The sequence below is a fragment of the Actinomycetota bacterium genome (genome assembly GCA_016700055.1).
GTDB lineage: Bacteria > Actinomycetota > Acidimicrobiia > Acidimicrobiales > Ilumatobacteraceae > Kalu-18.
Map to the genome: position 1 here is coordinate 1,839,424 of CP064997.1, position 23,803 is coordinate 1,863,226.

23 protein-coding genes are annotated in these 23,803 nt (G+C 69.3%); 20 read left to right on the forward strand and 3 right to left on the reverse strand.

Going from position 1 to position 23,803, the window contains the following annotated elements; all coding sequences use genetic code 11:
* From IPM43_09000 to IPM43_09075, 16 genes are read left to right on the forward strand one after another with little or no spacing between them, the layout of a single operon-like run.
* A complete protein-coding gene (locus IPM43_09000) occupies positions 1-1,086 on the forward strand; it encodes a cytochrome c (GenBank protein QQS23594.1) in 1,086 nt (361 codons plus the stop codon).
* A complete protein-coding gene (locus IPM43_09005) occupies positions 1,083-1,907 on the forward strand; it encodes a hypothetical protein (GenBank protein QQS23595.1) in 825 nt (274 codons plus the stop codon). Before IPM43_09000 ends, IPM43_09005 begins: the two co-directional genes overlap by 4 nt.
* A 6-nt stretch (positions 1,908-1,913) precedes the next feature.
* Positions 1,914-2,372, forward strand: coding sequence for an NADH-quinone oxidoreductase subunit A (locus tag IPM43_09010; GenBank protein ID QQS23596.1), 459 nt, complete (start codon positions 1,914-1,916; stop codon positions 2,370-2,372).
* Between the two features lie 19 nt (positions 2,373-2,391).
* On the forward strand, positions 2,392-2,991 hold the full coding sequence (locus IPM43_09015) for an NADH-quinone oxidoreductase subunit B (GenBank protein QQS23597.1): 600 nt from the start codon (positions 2,392-2,394) through the stop codon (positions 2,989-2,991).
* 47 nt (positions 2,992-3,038) lie between these two features.
* Positions 3,039-3,527 (forward strand): NADH-quinone oxidoreductase subunit C, encoded by a 489-nt coding sequence (locus IPM43_09020; protein QQS26404.1) that lies wholly within the window; start codon positions 3,039-3,041, stop codon positions 3,525-3,527.
* A complete protein-coding gene (locus IPM43_09025; GenBank protein QQS23598.1) occupies positions 3,524-4,858 on the forward strand; it encodes an NADH-quinone oxidoreductase subunit D in 1,335 nt (444 codons plus the stop codon). Before IPM43_09020 ends, IPM43_09025 begins: the two co-directional genes overlap by 4 nt.
* Positions 4,858-5,478 (forward strand): NAD(P)H-dependent oxidoreductase subunit E, encoded by a 621-nt coding sequence (locus tag IPM43_09030; GenBank protein QQS23599.1) that lies wholly within the window; start codon positions 4,858-4,860, stop codon positions 5,476-5,478. The genes IPM43_09025 and IPM43_09030 overlap by 1 nt, the downstream gene beginning before the upstream one ends.
* Positions 5,475-6,878: an NADH-quinone oxidoreductase subunit NuoF gene (gene nuoF / locus IPM43_09035; protein ID QQS23600.1), complete on the forward strand. Its 1,404-nt coding sequence runs from the start codon at positions 5,475-5,477 to the stop codon at positions 6,876-6,878. The genes IPM43_09030 and nuoF overlap by 4 nt, the downstream gene beginning before the upstream one ends.
* Positions 6,875-9,178: an NADH-quinone oxidoreductase subunit NuoG gene (nuoG, locus tag IPM43_09040; protein QQS23601.1), complete on the forward strand. Its 2,304-nt coding sequence runs from the start codon at positions 6,875-6,877 to the stop codon at positions 9,176-9,178. The genes nuoF and nuoG overlap by 4 nt, the downstream gene beginning before the upstream one ends.
* Positions 9,179-10,375: an NADH-quinone oxidoreductase subunit NuoH gene (gene nuoH / locus IPM43_09045; GenBank protein ID QQS23602.1), complete on the forward strand. Its 1,197-nt coding sequence runs from the start codon at positions 9,179-9,181 to the stop codon at positions 10,373-10,375.
* On the forward strand, positions 10,375-11,028 hold the full coding sequence (locus tag IPM43_09050; GenBank protein ID QQS23603.1) for an NADH-quinone oxidoreductase subunit I: 654 nt from the start codon (positions 10,375-10,377) through the stop codon (positions 11,026-11,028). Before nuoH ends, IPM43_09050 begins: the two co-directional genes overlap by 1 nt.
* Positions 11,028-11,609, forward strand: a complete 582-nt coding sequence (locus IPM43_09055; GenBank protein ID QQS23604.1) for an NADH-quinone oxidoreductase subunit J — start codon at positions 11,028-11,030, stop codon at positions 11,607-11,609. The genes IPM43_09050 and IPM43_09055 overlap by 1 nt, the downstream gene beginning before the upstream one ends.
* Positions 11,606-11,929, forward strand: coding sequence for an NADH-quinone oxidoreductase subunit NuoK (gene nuoK, locus IPM43_09060; protein ID QQS23605.1), 324 nt, complete (start codon positions 11,606-11,608; stop codon positions 11,927-11,929). Before IPM43_09055 ends, nuoK begins: the two co-directional genes overlap by 4 nt.
* Positions 11,930-11,939: 10 nt before the next feature.
* Positions 11,940-13,850, forward strand: a complete 1,911-nt coding sequence (gene nuoL, locus IPM43_09065; GenBank protein ID QQS23606.1) for an NADH-quinone oxidoreductase subunit L — start codon at positions 11,940-11,942, stop codon at positions 13,848-13,850.
* Positions 13,851-13,855: 5 nt separating this feature from the next.
* Positions 13,856-15,424: an NADH-quinone oxidoreductase subunit M gene (locus IPM43_09070; protein ID QQS26405.1), complete on the forward strand. Its 1,569-nt coding sequence runs from the start codon at positions 13,856-13,858 to the stop codon at positions 15,422-15,424.
* Entirely contained in the window at positions 15,424-16,944 is a 1,521-nt protein-coding gene (locus IPM43_09075; GenBank protein QQS23607.1) for an NADH-quinone oxidoreductase subunit N, read from the forward strand. Before IPM43_09070 ends, IPM43_09075 begins: the two co-directional genes overlap by 1 nt.
* A gap of 8 nt (positions 16,945-16,952) precedes the next feature.
* Here the strand turns inward: IPM43_09075 and IPM43_09080 are convergent, their stop codons facing one another.
* Positions 16,953-18,233 carry a 4-hydroxybutyrate CoA-transferase gene (locus tag IPM43_09080; GenBank protein ID QQS26406.1) on the reverse strand — a complete coding sequence of 427 codons (1,281 nt, stop codon included), beginning with the start codon at positions 18,231-18,233 and terminating at the stop codon, positions 16,953-16,955.
* Between the two features lie 80 nt (positions 18,234-18,313).
* The gene (locus tag IPM43_09085) at positions 18,314-19,174 is read right to left on the reverse strand and encodes an LLM class F420-dependent oxidoreductase (protein ID QQS23608.1); all 861 of its coding nucleotides are present in this window, start codon (positions 19,172-19,174) and stop codon (positions 18,314-18,316) included.
* Between IPM43_09085 and IPM43_09090 the strand changes: the two genes are divergently transcribed.
* The 4 genes from IPM43_09090 to IPM43_09105 are packed head-to-tail and all read left to right on the forward strand — an operon-like array spanning position 19,139 to position 22,918.
* Positions 19,139-20,035 (forward strand): enoyl-CoA hydratase/isomerase family protein, encoded by an 897-nt coding sequence (locus tag IPM43_09090; GenBank protein ID QQS23609.1) that lies wholly within the window; start codon positions 19,139-19,141, stop codon positions 20,033-20,035. The two genes, IPM43_09085 and IPM43_09090, sit on opposite strands and share 36 nt — an antisense overlap.
* A gap of 42 nt (positions 20,036-20,077) precedes the next feature.
* A complete protein-coding gene (locus tag IPM43_09095) occupies positions 20,078-20,371 on the forward strand; it encodes a metal-sensitive transcriptional regulator (GenBank protein QQS23610.1) in 294 nt (97 codons plus the stop codon).
* A gap of 16 nt (positions 20,372-20,387) precedes the next feature.
* Entirely contained in the window at positions 20,388-20,591 is a 204-nt protein-coding gene (locus IPM43_09100) for a heavy-metal-associated domain-containing protein (protein ID QQS23611.1), read from the forward strand.
* The gene (locus tag IPM43_09105) at positions 20,591-22,918 is read left to right on the forward strand and encodes a copper-translocating P-type ATPase (protein QQS23612.1); all 2,328 of its coding nucleotides are present in this window, start codon (positions 20,591-20,593) and stop codon (positions 22,916-22,918) included. Before IPM43_09100 ends, IPM43_09105 begins: the two co-directional genes overlap by 1 nt.
* Here IPM43_09105 and IPM43_09110 read toward each other — a convergent pair.
* Positions 22,886-23,668, reverse strand: a complete 783-nt coding sequence (locus IPM43_09110) for a hypothetical protein (protein QQS23613.1) — start codon at positions 23,666-23,668, stop codon at positions 22,886-22,888. The two genes, IPM43_09105 and IPM43_09110, sit on opposite strands and share 33 nt — an antisense overlap.
* Positions 23,669-23,803 lie beyond the last annotated feature (135 nt).

Consider the following 23,803-nt stretch of genomic DNA (forward strand, 5'->3'; position numbering starts at 1 on the left):
ATGCTGGGTGCATCCGTTCCGACGAGCATCGCCATCGTCATCGCGTTGACGGTGACGATCGGTTGGGTCGTCTACTTCTTCTTCAACCGGGCGGCCGGGCGAGCCGAGATCGGCTCGGAGATCGAGCTGGCGCCGAACCGCAAGCCGTTCCTGTCCGACGAGGAGCTCGAGGGCAAGCACCTCGAGCGCACTCAGCTGCTCGGTGTGCTGCTGCTCGCGATCATCGTCGTCGGCCTGCCCCTCTACTGGGTGTTCGAGCCCAGCCGCCAGGCGGGTGCCGAAGCCAGCTATCAGCGCAAGTTCGTCGGCTGGGGCGCGGGGTTGTTCGAGACCACCGCCAACGGCGGGTTCAACTGCGCCGGTTGTCACGGTGGCATGAACGCCACCGGCGGTTCGGCCGACTTCACCGTCACCAACCCGATGACCGGTCAGGTGCGTGCGGTCAGCTGGAAGGCGCCGGCGCTGAACAACGTCTTCTACCGCTACAGCGAGGAAGAGGTGCGCTTCATCCTCGTCTACGGCCGGCCCTTCTCACCGATGTCGCCTTGGGGGGTAGCGGGTGGCGGGCCGATGAACTCCCAGCAGATCCAGACGCTGATCGAGTACCTGAAGAGCATCCAGGTAGCTCCGGAGGGCTGTGCCGAAGGCGACGCCGAGTTCTCCGCGGACAACGATCCGGCGGTGTGCTCGGGCGGTTCGTTGCCGGTGGCCACTACAGACGAAGTGCAGGCCGCCGCCGAGCGGGCGGTCGAGGAAGGCACCTACGGCTCCGTCGGCGAGGCGCTGTTCAACCTCGAGCTCGGCAGCGGCGCGTACTCCTGCGCCCGGTGCCACACCCAAGGGTGGAGCTACGGCGATCCGGGCGTGCCCGGGCTCGGAGCGTTCGGCTGGAACCTGCGCGCCGGCTCGACGAACGCGCACTTCGGCAGCGAGCAGGCGATGATCGACTTCATCAAGTCCGGTTCGGAGAACGGCAAGCAGTACGGCCAGCAGGGTCAGGGCACCGGGCGCATGCCGGGGTTCGACGGCATGCTGTCCGACGACCAGATCAAGCAGATCGTCGACTACGTGCGGAGTGAGCTGTGAGCGCGCTGGTGGCCATTGCCTGGGATCCCGAGCTGCGCGGCATCCTCACCGTCATCATCGGCGCCGTGGTCTTGTGCGGCAGCGTGTACCTGCTGCTCGCGACGAACGTCGGCATCCGGCTCGGCCTGCTCGTCGCGCTGGCCGGGTTGTTCGGCTGGATGGCCTCGATGGGCTCCATCTGGTGGGCCTACGGCATCGGCTTGAAGGGCCGTGAGCCCACTTGGGAGCCGGCCGAGCCCTTCGCGATCATCCGTGACGCGAACAAGCTGTACGAGGCCGAGGTCCTCACCGACCCGCTGCAGGTCGACGGCGAGGTGTCGTTCACCGAGCTCGCCGCCACCGCCAGCGAGGCGATCGTCGACGAGGGCTGGGTGAAGCTGCCCGAGGACGACCAGGGCCGCGGTCAGGCCATCGCCTCCGCCGACGAGATCATCCAGATCGAAGCCGAGCTGTTCGCCGCCGGCGAGTACCAGGCCGTCGAGGTCTTCGACCGCGGTGGGGAGCGCTGGCCGAAGATCGGCGAGTCGCTGGACTTCTTCGCGTTCTTCCACGAGCCGCACTACGCGCTGGTCGAGATCCAGCCGCTGGTGCCCCAACGCACCGAGCCCGGGCGCGCGCCGGCGCGTCCCGTGGTCGACGAGAGCCAGCCTCACGAGTACGTGCTGATGCTGCGTGACCTCGGCACGAAGCGCCAGCCGTCGGCGTTCATCACCATCGGCTCGACGCTGATCTTCGGCGTCTGCGTGTGGTTGCTGCACCGCAGGGACCGCTTCGTCGCTGCCCACCTCGCCGACGCGAAGTCTCTGCCAGCCAAGGTGTAGCGACCCATGGGCCAGTACCTCCCCGTCGTGGTCCTGCTTGTGCTCGCCGTGCTCTTCGCCGCGCTCAGCCTGCTGGCGTCGCGTCTCTTGGCGCCACGTCGGCCGTCCGCGGCAAAGGAGGCGCCCTACGAGTGCGGCATCGTGCCGAGCCGCGAGCCGCCGGAACGCTTCCCGGTCAGCTTCTTCCTCGTGGCGATGTTGTTCGTGGTGTTCGACATCGAGATCGTCTTCATCTACCCCTACGCGGTGTCCCACGGCGAGCTCGGTGCCTTCGGCTTCTGGGCGATGCTCGGGTTCTCGGCGATGATCTTCTTGCCCTTCGTCTACGAGGTCGCGCGCGGTGGACTCGACTGGGGCCCGGTCCATCGCCAGCGACGCCTCGGTGTCGATGCCGAGCGGACCAGCTCGTCCACCATCCGTCGCGTCGGTCTCGAGGGCCGCGACGCGAAGGAGCACGCGGCATGAGCCCGGGCTCGTCGACGCGATGACCTCGCTCGTTCGCAACGTCTTGGACGACGGCCTCGCTGGGCTCGAGCACAACGCGCTCACGTCGAAGCTGGAGAGCCTCGTCAACTGGGCGCGCAGCCGATCGAGCTGGCCGGCCACCTTCGGGCTCGCCTGCTGCGCGATCGAGATGATGGCCGCCGGTGGCGCGCACTACGACATCTCGCGTTTTGGGATGGAGGTGTTCCGCGCGTCGCCGCGCCAGGCCGACATCATGATCGTCTCCGGGCGGGTGAGCCAGAAGATGGCTCCCGTGCTGCGTCAGGTCTACGACCAGATGATGGAGCCGAAGTGGGTCATCTCGATGGGCGTCTGCGCGTCGAGTGGGGGGATGTTCAACAACTACGCGATCGTGCAAGGAGTCGACCAGGTGGTGCCTGTCGACGTCTACGCCCCTGGTTGCCCGCCGACCCCCGAGACGCTGATCCACGCGATCGAGACGCTGCACCAGAAGATCGAGGACGGCGAGGTGATGCGGCGGAGGGCCGCGAGCGGGGCCGGGGCCAACCTGCACATCACCGAGATCCCGGCCGCCGCGCATCCGGCGCCGGTCATGCTGACGCCGCGGTCGAGAGCGTGAGCGACGTGGCCGAGGACACCGAGGCCGCCCAGCCCGAGCCGCCTGCCGTGCGTCACGGGTGCGCGGTGACGGATTCACGTGGCCAGACCGTCGTCCACCCGACGCGTGAGCAGTACATCGGTCTGCTGAAGGCTCTCCTCGACGAGGGGTTCACGATGTGCGTCGACCTGACTTGCACCGACTACCTCACCCACGCGGGTGAACGTGCGTTGCCGGAAGGGATCGCGCCCGAGCGCTTCGAGGTCGTGGTGTCGCTGCTCTCCATGGGCCAGCGCGAGCGGATCCGGGTGAGGGTGCAGCTGCCCGAGAACGATCCGGTGCTGCCGACGCTGTTCGACCTGTGGCCGGGCTCCGAGGTGATGGAGCGTGAGGTGTTCGACATGTTCGGGGTGACCTTCGACGGTCACCCCGACCCCAGCCGCATCCTCATGCCCGAGGACTGGGAGGGTCACCCGCTGCGCAAGGACTACGAGCCCGGACGCATTCCGGTGCAGTTCTCGACCGACTTCGCGGCGCGCGGCGGTGATGCCCGATGACCCTCGACGAGTTCGTCCGCCAGACGAGCGAGGGCGCGCAGGAGATGCGCCCGCGCAGCGAGTGCACCGCCGCGGAGCTGCTGCGCGAGGTGGGCGCGGTGCTGCGGATGAGCGAGGCCGACGCAGCCGCTCTCGGCGAGCTCCCGGCAGACCCCGACGAAGACCAGACGATGATCATCAACATGGGGCCCCAGCACCCGAGCACCCACGGGGTGCTGCGCCTCATGCTCGAGCTGCGCGGCGAGACGGTGCTGCGCTGCAAGCCGATCGTCGGCTACCTGCACACCGGCATGGAGAAGACCGGTGAGGAGCTGACGTTCATGCAGGGCGGCACGAACGTGACGCGCATGGACTACGCCAGCCCGCTGAACAACGAGCTCGTGTTCTCTCTGGCCACCGAGAAGCTGCTCGGCATCGAGCACGACATCCCCGAGCGGGCGGTGTGGATCCGGATGCTGATGAGCGAGCTGAATCGGATCAGCAGCCATCTGCTGTTCATGGCGACGAACGGCATGGACCTCGGCGCGGTGTCGATGATGATCTACGGGTGGCGCGAGCGCGAAGAGGTGTTGCGCTTCTTCCAGAAGGTCACCGGACTGCGGATGAACCACAACTACATCCGCCCCGGTGGCGTCGCCGCCGATCTGCCGCCGGGTTGGCGCGACGACGTGCTGAGGCTGCTCGAGCTCATCCCGCCGCGCCTCGACGAGTACGACACGCTGATGACCGAGCAACCCATCTGGCGTGAGCGCTTGCAAGGGGTCGGGGTGATCACCGTCGACGAGGCGTTGGCGCTCGGCACGACGGGGCCGATCCTTCGTTCCACCGGTGTGCCGTGGGATCTGCGCCGCGAGATGCCCTATCTGCGTTACCCGGAGGTCGAGTTCGACGTCATCGTCGGCACTTACGGCGACTGCTTCGACCGCTACGCCATCCGGCTGAACGAGATCCGGGAGTCGATGAGGATCGTGCGCCAGGTGCTCGACAAGCTGCCCCCCGGCGACTACCGCATCCAGGACAAGAAGGTGACGCCACCGCCGCGGGCGCGCATCGACGAGTCCATGGAGGCCTTGATCCACCACTTCAAGATCTTCACCGAGGGTTTCAAGGTGCCAGAGGGCGAGGTGTACGTGGCGATCGAGAGCCCGCGGGGTGAGATCGGGTGCTACCTGGTCAGTGACGGTTCGGCCAAGCCGTACAGGATTCACATCCGCGCGCCATCGTTCGTGAACATCCAGACCCTGCCGCACATGTTGCGCGGGGGCCTGGTGGCCGACGCGGTCGCGGTGATCTCCTCCGTCGACCCGATTCTCGGCGAGGTCGACCGCTGATGGGCAGGCTGTCGGAGGACAACGTGCACGTGGCGAAGGAGATCATCGCCAGGTACCCGCGCCCGCGCTCGGCGACCATCCCGTTGCTGCACCTCGCGCAGAGCCAGGACGGCTACGTGTCACACGACGCGATCCGCCACATCGCCGAGCTCGTCGGGGCGACGCCGGCTGAGGTGCTCGGCACCTGCACGTTCTACGAGATGTTCAAGATGGAGCCCGTCGGCAGGTACGTGGTGAACATCTGCGGCACCTTGTCGTGCGCGCTGATGGGCGCGGACGACCTGATGCACCATGCCGAACAGCGACTCGGGGTGAAGGCCGGCGGTACCACCCCCGACGGGTTGTTCACGCTGCAACATGCCGAGTGCCAGGCGGCGTGCACCGAGGCACCGTGCGTGCAGGTGAACTACCGGTATCGCTACCGGGTGACCACTCCCGAGCTCGACGCGCTGCTCGACGACCTCGCTGCTGGCCGGCTGCACGACGAGGTGCCGCCCCACGGCACGCTCGCCCGCGTCCGCCAACGGATTCGCGCCGACCGCTTCGTCGGTCCGCACCCGCCCGAAGAGGTCACCACGCCCCCGGCCTGGGTCCCCGTCGTCCAGGAGGGATCGTCGTGAGCGGCGACACCTACCCCCACGCCGCCGGCTTCGTCGCCGGCGACCGGCCGCGCATCGTCACCGCTCGCTTCGAGTACGCCGACTCGTACACGCTGGAGCGCTTCCAAGCCACCGACGGCTACGAGGGGCTGCGTCGCGCGCTCGCTCGCCCCCCGGCCGACGTGCACGAAGAGGTGAGGTCGGCGACCCTGCTCGGACGCGGCGGGGCCGGCTTCCCGGCGGGCGTCAAGTGGGGCCTCACCCCGCAGGGGGTCTGGCCGCGCTATCTGGTGGTGAACGGCGACGAGAGCGAGCCGGGCACCTACAAGGACCGCCTGCTCATGGAGCGCGACCCGCACCAGCTCATCGAGGGGTCGCTGATCGCGTGCTACGCGGCGGGGTTGTCGCAGTGCTTCTTGTACGTGCGCGGCGAGATGGCCGAGGCGCAGGAGCGTCTCGCCACGGCGCTGAACGAGGCCTACGAGGCCGGGTTCGTCGGTAGGAACGTCCTCGGCACCGACTTCTCCGTCGACATCGTCTTGCACTGGGGCGCGGGCGCGTACGTGGTCGGCGAGGAGACGGCACTGATCGAGAGCCTCGAGGGCAACCGCGGCATGCCCCGCCTGAAGCCGCCGTACTTCCCTGCCGCGATTGGCTTGTACGGCCAGCCGACCATCGTCAACAACGTCGAGACGATCGCCAACCTGCCGTGGCTGATGCGCCACGGCGCCGAGGCGTACACCGCGATCGGCACGCCGACGTCGCCGGGTACGCGGATGGTCGCGGTCTCCGGGCATGTGCGCCGTCCGGGCGTGTTCGAGATCGTCAACGGGACGACGACGTTCCGTGACCTCATCTACGGCGACGAGTTCGCCGGCGGGATTCGCGACGGCAATGAGCTGAAGGCGTTCGTGCCCGGCGGCGGCTCGGCGCCGTGGTTCCTGCCCGACCAGCTCGACCTGCCGTTCGAGGGACGCCTCGTCGGCGCCGCGGGGTCGATGCTCGGGTCTGGCGCGGTGATGGTGATGGACGACACCACCGACATCCCCCGGGCGGCGCTGAGCCTCACCCGCTTCTACGCCCACGAGTCGTGCGGCAAGTGCGTGCCCTGCCGTGAAGGCGGTACGTGGTTGGAGCGGATCCTGCAGCGCATCGTCGACGGCGCGGGCACCGCAGAGGATCTCGACCAGTTGTACGAGGTGGGCCAGTCGATCTGCCCCGGCGAGTTCCCCCACCCGTCGAGTGAGCGCCTCGGGCTGGAGGCGTACCCGTTCCCGTACAAGATGACCACGATCTGCTTCGTCGGCCCCTCGGCGTACGCGCCGGTGCACGGCGCGCTGAGCAACTTCCGTGACGAGTTCGAGGCGAAGCTCGTGCGGCACCGCACGATCCCGGTGGCCGCTGCCGGAGGTGGAGCATGACCGCCACCGAGCCGACGCCGGCCGCGACGCCGGACCCGAACGCCGTCCCGATCACGATCGACGGCCGGGCGGTGGTCGCCGAGCACGGTGAGCTGCTGATCGCCGCGGCCGAGCGTCACGGGGTCTACATCCCGCGCTTCTGCTACCACGAGCGGATGAACCCGGTCGGCATGTGCCGGATGTGCTTGGTCGAGGTGGATACCGGCCGCGGGCCCCAGATCGTGCCGTCGTGCATGGTTCCGGTCTCCCCGGGGATGGTCGTCGACACCGAGTCGCCGACCACCAAGCGTGCTCAGGAGGGGGTGCTGGAGCTGCTGCTCATCAACCACCCCCTCGACTGCCCGGTCTGCGACAAGGGCGGCGAGTGCCCGCTGCAGGACCAGGCGTTCAGCCACGGCCCCGGCGAGAGTCGCTTCGTCGAGGAGAAGCGCCACTACGCGAAGCCGATCCCGATCAGCTCCCTGGTGCTGCTCGACCGGGAGCGCTGCATCCTCTGCGACCGGTGCACCCGCTTCGCCGACGAGGTGGCCGGTGACGCGTTGATCCACTTCGTCCAGCGTGGCAACCAGACGCAGGTCATGACGTTCCCCGACGAGCCGTTCAGCTCGTACTTCTCCGGCAACACCGTGCAGATCTGCCCAGTCGGCGCGCTGACCGCGACGCCGTACCGGTTCAAGGCACGGCCATGGGACCTTGCCCAGGTGGAGAGCACCTGCACCACGTGTGCAGTCGGCTGCCGGGTGGCGGTGCAGTCCAGCAGGGACGACGTGCTGCGCGTGCAAGGCGTCGACAGCGACGCCGTCAACTGGGGCTGGCTGTGCGACCGCGGCCGGTTCGACTTCGAGGCGGGTCGGTCCCCGCAGCGAGTCGTCGCGCCGATGGTGCGCGACGCGAGCGGTGAGCTGGTCGAGACCACGTGGGCGGGAGCCCTGTCCGCGGCGGCGGCACTGATCCGCGAGGCGCTCGCAGCCGGGCCGTCACGGGTGGGCATCCTCGGCGGAGCGCGGGGCACGAACGAGGACGCGCTGGCCTGGGCGAGGCTGGCCGGCTCGATCGGCGTCGACGGGGTAGACGCGCAACTCGGCGACGGCCTGCCGGCCGAGGTGCTCGGCCTGCCGCCGGCGACGATCGACGAGGCCTGCCAGGCGGCCACGATCGTGTTGTTGGCGCCGGATCTGAAAGAAGAGCTGCCGGTGCTCTACCTGCGCGTGCGAGACGCGGTGCAGAAGCGTCGCAGCCGCCTCGTCGAGTTCACCCCGCGAGCCACGGGGCTGACCGCTCAGGCGTGGCGCAGCGTCGGCTACGAGCCCGGCGCTCAGGCCGCGGCGGTGCGCCGCACGCTCACCGAGGTCGATGTCGCCGAGCAGCTCGGCCGCGGCGCGGTGGTGGTCGTCGTCGGCCGGGCGAACCTGGCCGAGGACCCGCGCTACACCGTCGACGCCCTCGCCGAGGTGTTCGCCGCCGTGCCCACCGCGCGAGTGCTGCCGGTGCTGCGCCGCGGCAACGTGCGGGGCGCCCTCGCCGCCGGCATGGGCATGGGCGACGCGCATCAGGTGCTGCGCGCCGGCGCCGAGGGCAAGCTGGACTGCCTGGTGCTGCTCGGCGCCGATCCGCTCGCCGACGTACCCGACACCGACCTCGCCCGCCGGGCACTCGCGGGTGTGGGGCGGATCATCGCCGTCGACACGTTCTTGAACTCCTCCTCCAAACGAGCCGACGTGGTCCTGCCCGCAGCCGGATACGCGGAGAAGGCGGGCACGACGACGAACATCGAGGGCAGGGTCTCGGCCGTCGGCCAGTTGATCTCGCCGGTGGGCGCGGCCCGCCCCGACTGGATGATCGCGATCGAGCTCGCTTCGGCGCTCGGCCACGACCTCGGCTTCGGCGCGCTCGCCGACGTCCAAGATGCGCTGTCACGCGCCGGCGGCGCGCCGGCGGTGGCTGTGCCCACTCCGTCGGGGCTCCCCACGCCGGAGCGCAACAGCTACGACTTCCGTCTGGTGGTCGGGCGCCGCCTGTACGACCAGGCCGTCGGGACCGCGCACTCGCCCTCGCTGGCCCCGCTCGCGCGGCCGGCCGCCCTGCACGTGCACCCCCTCGACCTCGACCGCCTCGGAGCGTCCGACGGCGCGTCGGTGAAGGTGTCCTCGCCGCGCACCAGCGTGATCATGCCGGTGCAGTCAGACCCGGCAGTGCTGCGCGGCACGGTGTGGGCGGCATGGAACCAGGCCGGCCCGAACGTCGGCGAGCTGATCGATTCCGCGTCGCCGGTGATCGACGTCCGCGTGGAGAACATGTAGATGTTCGCTCTCGACCCGCTCCTCGTCGGTGACCTCACCTGGACACCGCTGCTCATCGTCTTGTTGAAGGCCGTGTTCATCTTCGTGCTCGGTCTCGTCGTGACGATGTTCATGGTGTGGTTCGAGCGCAAGGCCGTCGCCGGGCTGCAGAACCGCATCGGGCCCAACAAGGCCGGGCCGTTCGGCATCCTGCAGACGCTCGCCGACGGCGTGAAGCTGTTCTTCAAGGAGGACCTGGTCCCCGACCGCGCCGACCGGCTCGTGTTCAAGCTCGCCCCGTTCCTCGCGCTGGTGCCCGCGTTCCTCGTCTGGAGCGTGATCCCCCTCGGCGGTGACTGGAGCGACGGCAAGCAGGGCACCGTGGTGTGGTTCGGGCAGGTCACGAGGGTGCAGCTGGCGGACCCGCCGATCGGCATCCTGCTGGTGCTCGCGCTGTCGTCGATCGCCGTGTACGGGGTGATGCTCGCCGGATGGTCGAGCGGCTCCAAGTATCCGCTCCTCGGGGCAGTGCGCGCCTCCGCGCAGATGATCTCGTACGAGGCCGCGCTCGGTCTGAGCGTCGGCTCGGTGTTGCTCGTCGCCGGCACCCTGTCGACGAGCGGCATCGTCGACGTGCAGGACACGATCGCCGACTGGCACGTGGTGGCCACGGGTGTGGTGCCGTTCGTGATCTTCCTCATCGCCGCCACGGCCGAGCTCAACCGCCCGCCCTTCGACCTCGTCGAGGCGGAGCAGGAGCTCGTCGGGGGCTTCAACACCGAGTACTCGAGCATCCGGTTCGCGCTGTTCTTCCTGGCCGAGTTCATGAACACCGTCACGATGAGCGCGGTCATCGTCACCTTGTTCTTCGGCGGCCCGCAGGGGCTGTTCGACATCCCCCTCATCCCGGGCTCGTGGGAGGGCACGCTCTGGTTCGTCGCCAAGGTGCTCGTGTTCTTGTACGTGTACGTGTGGTTCCGGGCGACGCTGCCGAGGTTCCGTTACGACCAGCTGATGGACCTCGGATGGAAGATCCTGATCCCGTTGGCGCTCGGCTGGTTCATGCTGCTGGCCGCGCTGCGCCTCGCCGACGACGAGGGCTGGAACCGGTTCGTCGTGGCCGGCATCGCCGGGGTGGTGCTGCTCGGCGGCTTCGCTCTGATGAGCGCGGCGGTCAGGTCCGGGCACCGACACCGGTCCGAGGGGGTGAACCTCTGATGGGCTATCTCGGAGGGTTCCTCGTCACGTTGCGCCAGGTCGGCTACCGCAACAAGGTCACCACCCAGTACTCGGGTGGGCGAGCTGCGCGCCGCGGCAAGACGCACCAGGACACGAAGATCCCGAAGCCCGCCCGGCTTCACGGCCGCCACGTGCTCAACCGGTACGAGGACGGGATGGAGAAGTGCATCGGATGCCAGCTCTGCGCCGGCGTGTGCCCGGCGCAGTGCATCTACGTGCGCGGCGCCGACAACGACCCGGACCAGCCGACCTCGCCGGGCGAGCGATTCGGCTTCGTCTACGAGATCAACTACCTGCGCTGCATCCACTGCGACCTGTGTGTCGAGGCGTGTCCGACCGAGGCGATCACCGAGACCAAGCTGTTCGAGTTCTCGTTCACGAACCGCCGCGACGCCGTGTACACGAAGACCGAGCTGCTCGTCGACGACGAGGGCAAGCCGCGCCAGATGCCGTGGGAGGACTGGCGCGAGGGTGACGACCTGGCCACGTCGGGGTGGGTGCGGGCCACCGCACCGAGCGGAGACGCGCGCTTCCGGGGTGTCGTCGGCTGGAGCGGCGAGCTCGGCTACGGCGTGCGCGCCCCGGAGCCGCTCGACGACGAACACCACGCCGAGGGGGTCGATCCCAGATGATGGAGCTTGCCGTCTTCCTCGTCGCCGCGACGATGATCCTGCTCGGCGCGATCGGAGTCGTCACCCGCAGCCATCCGGTGCATGCCGCCCTCAGCTTGGTGCTGACGCTGTTCGGCGTCGCGGTGATGTTCGTCGCCCAGGACGCCCACTTCCTCGCCGCCGTCCAGGTCATCGTCTACGCGGGCGCGATCGTCGTGCTGTTCCTGTTCGTGATCATGCTGCTCGGCGTCGATACGGTCGAAGACGTCCGGACGGAGCCCATCGCCGTGCAGCGGTGGCTGGCCGGCATCGTCGGTGTCGGTCTGGTCGTGTTCCTCTGCGCCGCGATCGTCGGCGGACGCGACTCGGTCACCGCCCGGGGCACGGGCATCGCCGTGCCGGGCAGCGATCCGGCCACCGCGCCGTACGGCGACGACAACGTGAAGCAGGTGGCGACGAACCTGTTCTCGGACTACGTCGTCGCGTTCGAGGTGACGTCCGTGCTGCTCGTCGTCGCCGTGATCGGCACAGTGGTGCTGACCAGACGAGGGCGCCGCACGCCGGACGCGGGCGCGACGCCCGGCGAGGGGAGCCGGCGATGAGCCTCGTCGCCGCAGCTACCCCCACCGCCACCTGGTACCTGCTCGTCGCCGCGGTGCTGTTCACGATCGGCACGGTCGGCGTGCTCGTGCGCCGCAATCCGCTGATCATGTTGATGTGTGTCGAGTTGATGCTGAACGCGGTGAACCTGAGCTTCGTCGCGCTCGCTCGCCGGCTCGGCGACATCGCGGGGCAAACGACGGTGTTCTTCGTGATGGTGGTCGCCGCGGCCGAGGTGGTCGTCGGGCTCGGGATCATCGTCGCCATCATGCGCCGCCGGCCCGGCGCTACAGCCGACGACGTGGCGACGCTGAAGGGTTGAGGAGACACCCGTGCTCGATGTGATCTGGCTGATCCCGGCCCTGCCCCTCGCCGGGTTCGTCGTCCTCTTGCTGTTCGGCCGCCGCCTCGGCGAGCCGCTCGCCGGCTGGGTCGCAACGCTCGCCACGGCGGCGGCGTTCCTCGTCAGCGTCGGCGTGTTCTTCGACCTGCTCGGCGACGAACCCGAGGACCGACTCCACGTGGAGCGCATCTTCGCCTGGATGCCGATCGGCAGCCTGCGCGTCGATCTCGCCTTCCTGGCCGACCCGCTCAGCATCTCGATGGCGCTGTTCGTCACCGGCATCGGTGCGCTGATCCACCTGTACTCGATCGGGTACATGCACGGCGACCGCGACTTCCCCAAGTTCTTCTTGTACCTCAACCTCTTCGTCTTCTCCATGCTGATGCTGGTGATGGGCGAGAACCTGCTCGTCACGTTCCTCGGGTGGGAGGGCGTCGGGACGTGCTCGTACCTGCTGATCAGCTTCTGGCACACCCGGCAGAGCGCGGCGACGGCGGGCAAGAAGGCGTTCGTCACCAACCGCGTCGGCGACTGGGGCGTGATGATCGCGATGTTCCTCGCCTTCGGTGCGGTCGGGACGCTCTCCTACGCAGGCATCAACGAAGCCGCCGAGTCGGGAGCACTCGCTCCGGTCACGGCGACTGCGATCGCGCTGATGCTGTTCGTCGGCGCCGCCGGCAAGAGCGCGCAGCTCCCGCTGTACTTGTGGCTACCCGACGCGATGGAGGGCCCCACCCCGGTTTCGGCGCTGATCCACGCGGCGACGATGGTCACTGCCGGTGTGTTCTTGATGACGAGGATCAGTCCGGTGCTGACCGCGGCCTACGACTGGGCGCCGACCATCATCGCCGTCGTCGGCGTCGCCACCGCCCTCTTCGCCGCGACGATCGCCGTAGCCCAGAACGACGTGAAGAAGGTGCTCGCCTACTCGACGGTGAGCCAGCTCGGGTTCATGTTCCTCGCCGTCGGATCCGGTGCCTACATCGCCGCGGTGTTCCACATGGTCACCCACGCCTTCTTCAAGGCGCTGCTCTTCCTCGGCGCGGGTTCGGTGATCCACGGCATGCATCACGAGCAGGACATGCGCAAGATGGGTGCGCTGCGCGTGCTGATGCCCGTCACCGCGGTCACGTTCATCGTCGGCTGGCTGGCGATCGCGGGGGTGCCGCCGTTCTCCGGCTTCTGGTCGAAGGACGAGATCATCGTCTACGCGTGGGACAAGAGCCCGGTGCTGGCCGTTTTCGCGCTGGTCGCCGCGCTGCTCACCGCGTATTACATGACCCGCCAGGTGATCATGGTGTTCTTCGGCGAGGCGCGTTGGCGTGACCGCAGCGAGGAACACGGCGCCCACGGTGACTTCGAGCCCCACGAGAGCCCGTGGACGATGCTCACCCCGCTGGTGGTGCTGGCCTTGCTGTCCATCGGCGGGGGAGTGCTGAACCTGCCGCTCACCCCGCGGCTGCAGTTCTTCGAGCACTGGCTGGAGCCGGTGGTCGAGTTCGGCGAGCGCCACCTGAAGGATGGCACCGAAGACCTGAAGGTGACGATCGCGGTGGTTTCGATCCTCGTCGGAATCGCGGGAGTGATCGGTGCCTACCTGGTGTACGCCCGCCATCGGGTGCGCCCTGTCGAGCCAGAGGTGCTGGCCAACGCGTGGTACTACGACCAGGCCGTGTCCGCGTTCATGGGCGGGCCCGGGCGCCAAGGGTTCGAGGCCGTCGCCGCGTTCGACACCGCCGTCATCGACGGTGCCGTCGAGGGCAGCGGGCGCGCCGTGCAGGGCGTCGGTGGCTTGCTGCGCAAGGGCCAGACGGGGTTCGTGCGAACCTACGCAGCTGCGATCGGCCTCGCGGTCGTCGCGCTGCTCGCCTGGTTCTTCTTGCGGGGAGTGTTGCTGTGAGCGCGCTGATCGCCGCAGAGGGCGCGGCCGCGGTCCGCTTCCCGATCCTCAGCGCGATCGTGCTTCTGCCGGCGATCGGCGCTCTCGCGACGGTGCTCGTGTCGCGGCGTCGACCCGAGATCGTCAAGCTCCTTGCCATCGTCGTATCGGTGCTCACCGCCGGGCTCGCGCTGTGGCTGCTCGCCGCGTTCGAGAGCGGCGAAGCGGGGTTCCAGTTCACGTCGCAGCACGAGTGGATCCGCACGTGGGGCATCTCGTGGCACCTCGGTGTGGACGGCATCTCGTTGTTCCTCGTCGTGTTGACCGCGGTGCTGTTCCCGCTCGCCATCCTCGGGTGCGATCCGCACCACGACGACAAGCCGTACCTCGCCTGGCTGTTGCTGCTCGAGACCGGGGTGCTCGGGTCGTTCCTCAGCCTCGACCTGTTCTTGTTCTTCGTGTTCTTCGAGATCGTCCTCGTGCCGATGTACTTCCTGATCGGCGGCTGGGGTTACGAAGGGCGCGTCCACGCGGCGACGAAGTTCTTCCTCTACACGATGATCGGCTCCGCGTTCATGCTCGTCGGGATCATCGCCACCGCGCTGCTTGCCCGCGACGACGTCGGGCGGATCACCTTCGACCTCGTCACCCTTGCCGAAAGCGCGAACTTCTCGGCCACCACGGGTCGTTGGCTGTTCTTCGCGTTCGCGATCGCGTTCGCGGTGAAGGTGCCGCTCGTGCCGCTGCACACGTGGTTGCCCGACGCTCACACGCAGGCGCCGACGGCCGGGTCGGTGATCCTTGCCGGTGTGCTGCTGAAGCTGGGCACGTACGGCCTGCTGCGCTTCGGGGTGTACCTGTTCCCGGCGGCCGCGTACTGGAGCCGACCGCTCTTCCTGACGCTCGCCGTGGTGGGCATCGTGTACGGGGCGATCGTGGCGACGATGCAGGCCGACCTGAAGCGGCTCGTCGCCTACTCCTCCGTCGCCCACCTCGGGTTCATCGTGCTCGGCACGTTCGCGATCACCACCGAGGCGGTGTCGGGCGGCGTGATGCAGATGATCAATCACGGCGTGTCGACAGGGGCGCTGTTCTTGCTGGTCGGGATGATCTACGAGCGCCGCCACACGCGCCAGATCTCCGAACTGAACGGCATCCAGAAGGTGGCGCCGATCTTCGCCGGCGTGTTCATGGTGGTGATGCTCTCCAGCATCGGCGTGCCGGGTCTGAACGGCTTCGTCGGCGAGTTCTTGATCCTCGTCGGCAGCTTCGCCACCGCGCGGTGGTGGGTCGTCGTCGCGGCCACCGGCGTGATCCTCGCCGCCTTGTACCTGCTGTGGGCGTACCAGCGGGTGTTCCACGGTGAACCCGACGAGGAGAACTCACGCTTTCCCGAGCTCAAGCTGCGCGAGGGGCTGGTGCTCTTGCCCTTCGTCGGGCTGATCGTGTTCTGCGGCGTGTATCCGAAGCCGATGCTCGACCGCATCGGCCCCAGCGTGGAAGCCCTGATCTCCCACGTCGAGGAGCGCACCGACTACCGGGCTCCCGAGCCGGTGGTGCTGGAGGAGTCCGGCGACACGGAGGGAGAGGGCTGATGGCCTCGCTCGTGGCCCAGGCGAACGTCGCGCTACCGGAGATCGACTGGTTCGCGCTGAGCCCCGTGCTCGTCCTCATCGGTACCGCCGTCGCGATGCTCGTCGTCGCCGGCCTGACGAGGCCGTGGGCGCGGGGCATGTACGCGCTGGTGACCGTCGTCGGCGCCTGCACCGCTGGGGCACTGGCGATGGTGCTGTGGGTCGAGGTCAGCAACGACGGGCCGCGCACGATCGTCAACGGCAGCCTCGCCGTCGACCACCTCGCGCTCTGGGGCACCATCACCATCTGCGTCGCGATCGTTCTCGCCGCGCTCGTCACCGAGGGCTACCTGCGGCGTGAGTCGATGGACGGGCCCGAGGTGTACGCGCTCTACCTGAGCGCAGCCGTCGGCGGGGTGGTGATGCTCGCGGCGAACGACCTGGTCGTCACGTTCCTCGGCCTCGAGACGCTCAGCCTGTCGCTGTACGTGCTCGCCTCCAGCCACCGCCGGCGGGCGGAGAGCACCGAGAGCGGCTTCAAGTACTTCATCCTCGGCGGCTTCGCGTCGGCGTTCTTCCTGTACGGGATCGCCCTCGTGTACGGCGCCACCGGCAGCACCAACATCTCCGGCGTCGCGGGGGTGCTCGACGCAGAGGTGCTGCTCCAGGGCGACGACGTGATGCTCCTTGCCGGGGTCGGGTTGCTGCTCGTCGGGCTGGCGTTCAAGGTGGCCGCCGTGCCCTTCCACTTCTGGGCTCCCGACGTTTACCAGGGCGCGCCCACGCCGGTGACGGCATTCATGGCGTCGGCCGGCAAGGCTGCGGCGTTCCTCGCCATGCTGCGGGTGCTCGTCGTCGCCCTGCCCTCACTGGCCGACGACTGGCGACCGGTGATCTGGGTGCTCGCCGTCGCCTCGCTCGTGCTCGGATCGATCCTCGCCGTGGTGCAGACCGACGTGAAGCGGATGCTCGCGTACTCCTCGATCAGCCATGCCGGCTTCATCCTCGTCGGTGTCGAAGCCGCCGGGCACGTCGGCCGGGTGAACGACGGCACGGCCTCTTCAGCGCTCTACCTGCTGTTCTACGCAGTGCTGGTCATCGGGACGTTCGGTGTTGTCACACTCGTCACCCGCACCGGCGACGGCGCCACCGACATCGGCGCGTTCAGGGGTTTGGCGAGCGAGCGTCCCCTGCTCGCCCTCGGCCTGACGGTGTTCCTCGTCGCCCAGGCGGGAGTGCCGCTGACGTCGGGGTTCATCGCCAAGTTCGGGGTGATCGAGGCCGCGGTCGACGTCGAGAGCTATGCGATCGCGATCATCGCGATGGTCTCGGCCGTCGTCGCTGCGTACTTGTACCTCAGGATCATGGTCAGCATGTGGCTCACCGGCACCGAGGAGGGCGACACCGAGCGTGAGCCGGTGCGCGTTCCGCTGTCGGCGGGCATCGCGATAGCCGCTGCGGCCGCCTTCACCCTCGTGTTCGGCATCTTCCCCGGCTGGCTGATCGAGGCGTCCGAGCAGGTGGCCGCGCTCGCCCGTTGAGCGCTGACCTAGTCCTGCGGCCAGATCTCGGCGACGGCTTGCAGTTCGTCGCGGAAGTCCGGATGGCCGATCTGGGCGAGCGCCGTCGCCCGCTCGCGGATCGTCTTGCCCTGCAGCTCGGCGGCACCGAACTCGGTGACGATGATGTCCACCTGGTGCCGCGGGGTGCTGACGACGCTGCCCATCGGCAGCTCGGGGACGATGCGCGTGACCAGCTCGCCGTTGATCGAGCTCGTCGACGGCAGGCAGATCAGGCTGCGCCCGTCGGCGGAGAGCCCAGGCCCGGACACGAAGTCTTCGTGGCCGCCGACACCGCTCCACTGCTTGCCGAAGATCGTGTCGGCCACCACCTGACCGGACAGATCGACGGCCATCCCACCGTTGATCGTCACCATGTGACGGTTGCGGGCGATGCGTTCGGGCGAGTTGACGAGACGCACCGGCAGGAAGCGCACCTGGTCGTTGTCCTGGAGCCATTCGTACAGCTCGGGGATGCCGGCCGCGAACGTCGTCGGCGTGAACCCGTCGAACTCCGAGCCCTTGCGGTTGGTGACCTTTCCCGATTGGTGCAGACGCATCAACCCGGTGGTGAACATCTCGGAGTGGACGCCGAGATCCTCGAGGTCGCTCGCGGCGAGGATCGTCGCGATCTGGCTGGGGATGCCTCCGATGCCGGTCTGCACCGTGCTGCCGTTCTGGAAGTACGCCATCGCGTGCTCGGCGATGGCGATCTCCTCTGCCGTCGGCGGTGCATCGGCGAGGTCGAGCGGCGCACGATCCGACTCCACGAGGATGTCGATCTCGTCGAGGCTCAGCCTGTGCATGTGATCGGGCGGGAGACCGTGTGTGCGGGGGTACTTCTCGCTGACCTCCACCAGCAGCACGCGGTCGGGGTCGGCGCCGGCGCGGTGAAGCTCGTCGATGCCGGCGCCGGCGTGCACGGAGAGGCTGACCCAGCCGTCGACGGGCGGCGCGGCTGCGGTCGCCATCACCCGCGGCGCCAGGTGCTGGAGGATCGGCTCGAACCGGCGGAAGTCCGCGGGCACGAAGTCGATCGACGCACCGGCGTCGCGCAGGAACCGCTCCGCCGGCCCGAAGAACCCGCTGCGGTAGTGCACGCCCTTGCGCATGAACAGTTGGTAGAGGTCGGGCAGGAGGGCGCCGAACACCTCTAGCCGGGTGAAGTCGTCACGCTCGCCGAGCGCGTGCATGAACCCGCCCGGCACCCCCGGCCCGAGCGGGACGGCGAGGCTGTCGTCGGGCCGGATCGCGCCGACCGCGGTTGCCATTTCCATTCTTGCCATGAGGTCACGGTGCATCAGACGACCGGGCGCGGCAAGGGTCATCAGTCCTGGCAGTTAGGGACCCGTCAGCCGAAGCGACGGGTCAGGTCGGCGCCGATCTCGAGCAGCCGGTCGGGTGGAAAGGCGGGTAGGACCGCCTGATCGACGCCGAGCTCGGCAAGCGCCTCGATGCGGCGGTCGAGTGCTTCGCCGGGGGCTCCCGCTCCGCCCGCGATCAACTGGATCTCCCCTGGGTCACGGCCGGCCTGCTCGGCGGTCGAACGTACGGTGGCGAACAGACCGGAGAGGTCCTCCAACGACGCGCTGCCGGGGAAGAACCCGTCGCCGAGCAGCCCGGCGCGGCGTGCCGCGCGCTGGGTGTGCCCGCCGACGACGATCGGCACGGTGCCATTCACCGGGCGGGGACGCACGATGCAGTCCTCGAACTGGTGGTAGGCGCCATGGAAGGTGGCCCGCTCCTGCGTCCAGAGCGCTCGCATCAACTCGATGTACTCGTCGAGGCGGGCGCCGCGGCCTTCGAAGGGCACGCCGAGCGCGGCGAACTCCTCGGCCAGCCAACCGACGCCGACCCCGAGCACCATCCGGCCACCGGAGAGGTGGTCGATCGTGGCCACCTCCTTCGCGGTGATCACCGGGTTGCGCTGGGGCAGGATCAAGATGCCGGTGGCGAGCTTGATGCGCTCGGTGTGTGCGGCGACCCAGGTGAGCCACACGAGCGGGTCCGGCAGGTCGAAGTCCTCGGCCCCTCCGGCCATCTTGCCGCTGCGGTCGTACGGGTACTTCGACTCGTAGCCGGAGGGCACGACGACGTGCTCGACCGTCCACAGCGCCTCGAACCCCGCCGCCTCGGCGGCCTGGGCCAGCCGTACCGCGCCCGGCGGCGACGAGCCATGACCGGTGTTCGCGAACATCACTCCAAAACGCATCACTTCTCCCTCGTCGGCCCCCGGTCGCGAGTGTGCCAGGAGCGGCGCGAGACTGAAGAGGTGAGCGTCCAAGGTGGTTCCGCTGCTTCGTACGAACACCTGCTCGTGGAGCGCTCCGGCAACATCGTCAGCATCACCTTGAACCGTCCGGACAAGCGCAACGCCCTCTCGTCGGAGCTGATGCTCGAGCTCACCGCCGCGCTGCGGGCGGTCGGCGCGAGCGATGCCGACGGCGTGGTGCTCGCGGCCCGGGGACCGGTGTTCTCCGCGGGTCACAACTTCGCCGACATGGCCGGTGCCGATCTTGCCGCGGCGCAGCGGCTGTTCCAGGTGTGCACGGTGATGATGGACACCCTCCAGGCGATCCCCCAGCCCGTCGTCGCCCGCGTCCATGCCCTCGCCACCGCGGCGGGTTGCCAGCTCGTCGCGACGTGCGACCTCGCCGTCGCCGCGGAGAGCGCCGCCTTCGCCCTCCCGGGGGGCAAGGGCGGCCTGTTCTGCCACACGCCTCTCGTCGCGGTGGCGCGCAACATCGGGCGCAAGCGGGCCCTCGAGATGGCGATGACCGGTGACCCGATCGACGCCGCGACGGCTGCCGAGTGGGGACTCGTCAACCGGGTGGTCGCTGACGACCAGCTCGACGCCGCGGTCGACGATCTGATCTCGCGCGCGAGCCGCGGCTCGGTGCTCTCCAAGGCGCTCGGCAAGCAGGGGTTCTACGCCCAGGTCGACCTGCCCCAACATCAGGCCTACCAGTACGCGATCGGAGTGATGGCCGCGGCCGCGCTCACCGGCGACGCTCGCGAAGGCATCGACGCCTTCCTCGGCAAGCGCCCGCCGAAGTTCTCCGAGCGCCCCTGAGGGGGTTTGTTCGGATACCCCACCGGGGTATACTCGTCAGCGATGCGTGAGACCCCCGGATACCACGACGACAAGCAGGCCGTGCTCACCCGGCTGCGCCGCGTCGAGGGCCAGATCCGCGGGCTCCAGCGCCAGGTCGAGGCCGACACGTACTGCATCGACGTGTTGACCCAGGTGGCTGCGGCCACCAAGGCGCTGCAGTCGATCGGGCTCCTGCTGCTCGACGACCACCTTCGCCACTGCGTCGCGAACGCCGCCGAGCACGGCGATCGCGCTCGTGCCGACGAGCTTGTCGCCGAGGCAACCCGCGCCGTCGAGCGCTTGCTGCGCTCTTAGAGAGGAGACAACCGACATGGAGACGATGGAGCTGAAGGTGCCGGGCATGACCTGTGGCCACTGCGTGGCGGCGGTCAAGGAGGAGCTTGTAAGACTCGCCGGGGTGGCGTCGGTGGACGTCGATCTCGCGACGAAGGTCGTCCTCGTCACCGGCGACGAGCTGTCCTGGCCCGCGATCACCGCCGCCGTCGACGAGGCTGGATACGAAGCCGTGCGCTGATGGCCGGTTCACCTACCAGCGCTTCGCGCCAAGTCGATCTGTCCGTCACGGGCATGACCTGTGCGGCCTGCGCGGCGCGGATCGAGAAGCGGTTGAGCCGCCTCGACGGTGTCGAGGTTGCGTCGGTGAACTACGCCACCGAGCAGGCAGCGGTGCGGTACGACCCGGACACCCTGTCGCCGTCCGACCTCGTCGCCGCCGTCGAGGCGATCGGGTACGGGGCACTGCCTGCCGAGAACGGATCGCCAGGTGGCGCCCCGGGCACGGTTGGTGGCGACGGGAACGCCGGCGAGCAGCTCACTCCGGCCGAGCTCGCGGGTGAGGCCCGCGCCGCCGACCTGCGCCAGCGCCTAGTGGTCAGCGCGCTCCTGAGCGCACCTGTGCTCCTCATGTCGATGGTCAGGCCCTTGCAGTTCGACAACTGGCAATGGCTGGCCCTGACGCTGACCGCGCCGGTGGCGGTGTGGGGCGCGTGGCCGTTCCACCGTGCCGCCTGGATGAACCTGCGGCACCGCTCGACGACGATGGACACCCTCGTCTCGCTCGGCGTCATCGCCGCCTTCGGGTGGAGCGTGTGGGCGTTGTTCTTCGGCGACGCCGGTATGCCGGGGATGACGATGGACATGAACCTGGTGCCCGAGCGCGGCCACGGGGGATCGGGGAGCGACGAGATCTATCTCGAGGTGGCGGCGACGCTCGTCACCTTCTTGCTCGCCGGGCGCTACTTCGAGGCGCGAGCCCGGCGCCGCGCGGGGGCGGCGTTGCGTGCGCTGCTCCACCTCGGGGCGAAGGACGCGGCGGTGTTGCGCGACGGCATCGAGGTACGGGTGCCGATCGGCCAGCTCGCAGTCGGCGACCGGTTCGTCGTGAGGCCGGGGGAGAAGATCGCGAGCGACGGCGAGGTCGTCGACGGGGCGAGTGCCGTCGACGTCAGCATGCTCACCGGCGAGAGCGTTCCCGTCGAGGTCGCCGCCGGGTCGGCCGTGACCGGCGGCACCGTCAACGTCGGCGGTCGACTGGTCGTGAGGACGACGAGGGTCGGCAGCGACACCGTGCTCGCGCAGATGGCTCGCCTGGTGGCCGAGGCACAGTCGGGGAAGGCACAGGTGCAGCGCCTCGCCGACCGGGTCAGCGCGGTGTTCGTGCCGATCGTCATCGGGCTCAGCATTCTCACGCTCGTGGTCTGGCTCGCCGTCGACGGCGACGTGACCGCGGCCTTCACCGCTGCCGTCGCCGTGCTGATCATCGCCTGCCCGTGCGCGCTCGGCCTCGCGACACCGACGGCGCTGCTCGTCGGCACCGGGCGCGGCGCTCAGCTCGGCATCGTCATCAAGGGCCCCGAGGTGCTCGAGGCGACGCGTCGCATCGACGTCGTCGTGCTGGACAAGACGGGCACGGTCACCACCGGTGACATGCGGCTGGTCGAGGTCGTGGCGGCCCCGGGAGTCGACCGTGGCGAGCTGCTGGGCGCCGTCGCCGGGGTGGAAGCGGCTAGCGAGCATCCGATCGGGCGGGCGATCGCCGCCGCGGGAAGCGCAGAGCTGGCCGGCCGCGGTCTGCCACCGGTCGAGAACTTCGCGAGCCGCGCCGGCTTCGGCGTCGAGGGGAGCGTCGCCGGCCGTTTCGTCACGGTGGGGCGTCCGGGGGCCATCGCCGACCGGGGGCTGGTGCTGCCCGAGGAGCTGGCCGAGGCGGTCGACGCCGCCGAGCGCGCGGGGCGCACCGTGGTGGTCGCCGACTGGGACGCCGAGGTGCGCGGCGTGTTGGTCGTCGCCGACATGCCCAAGCCCACGTCGAGGTCCGCGGTCGAGATGCTGCGCTCCCTCGGGTTGCGGGTGGTGCTGCTCACCGGAGACAACGCACGCACGGCCGCGGCGGTCGCCGCCGACGTGGGCATCGCCGCGGCGGACGTGATCTCCGAGGTGTTGCCTGCCGACAAGGTGAACCTGGTGCGCGCCCTCCAGTCGGAGGGTTCCGTCGTGGCGATGGTCGGTGACGGCGTCAACGACGCCGCGGCGCTCGCCCAGGCCGATCTCGGGGTGGCGATGGGGACCGGCGCCGACGCAGCCATCGAGGCCAGCGACCTGACCATCGTGAGCGGCGACTTGCGCAGCGCGGCCGATGCCATCCGCCTCGCCCGGCGCACCTTGGCCACGATCAAGGGCAACCTGTTCTGGGCCTTCGCCTACAACGTGGCCGCGCTGCCCCTGGCCGCCTTCGGGCTGCTCAACCCGGTGATCGCCGGCCTGGCGATGGCGCTGTCGAGCGTCTTCGTCGTCTCCAACAGCCTCCGCCTACGTCGGTTCCGCAGCGCCGTCGCCGGCTGACTCCTCGACCAGCCGGCGCAGCCTCGCTGCAGAAGCGACGCGCCAGGTTCTCCAGGACCGCTCGGAGATGCCGAGCCGTCGGCTCGACGCCCGCGGCGACTCCGACGACACCGCCTCGCACAGCACCGACTGGTCCTGCGCTGACAGCCCAGCTCGCACACCCTCCGCGAGCAGCGCCACGAGCTCGACGAAGGGCTCGGCGCAGGGCTGCTCCGCGACGTCGGGCAGGCGGTGGCACTCGGTCGGTTGCTCACGCTGGTGGATGACGAGGCGCGGCTCGCGGACGAAGGCCCGGTACTCGATGTCGCGCAGCAGGTTCGCGGCGACACGCGCCGGCCGTCGATCGATCGGGTAGGTGCGGATGACGAGCCAGGCCGTGCCGGCCAGCTCGTCGAAGGCCCGGCGGACGCCGCCTGCCACGGGTCCGCGGCGGTGGGCGATGTTCACCAGGCCGGGCAGGATCCGCTGCAGCACGACCCGAGCGGCCAGCTCGTCTTCGGCGGCGGCGGCGACTAGCGCGGCCAGGCACCGATCTGCTTGCTCGTCGTCGCGGCGGCCTTCGAAACCGGCCGACGCGAGGACCGCGTCGAGTCCCGCGCGGCCCTCGGCCACGTGCGGCGGGCCAAGGGGTAGCTGCCAGCTGCTCACGCGGGAGGCCAGATCCGGACGGGTCCGCAGGTGTCCCCACTCGTCGCGCAACTTGTCGGTGAGGGTGGGTGCAATTCCATCGGCACGAGGTGTCACGGTCATGGCGCGCATCGTGGGAGGCGGGTCTCACCCACCGCCTCACCGGCTGGCTCACAGCACCTCTCCCCGCGCGTAATCCCTGGCAGATCCGCTGCCCGATCCTGCCGGGCGGTGCGATTCGGCGCCCACACACCGCAC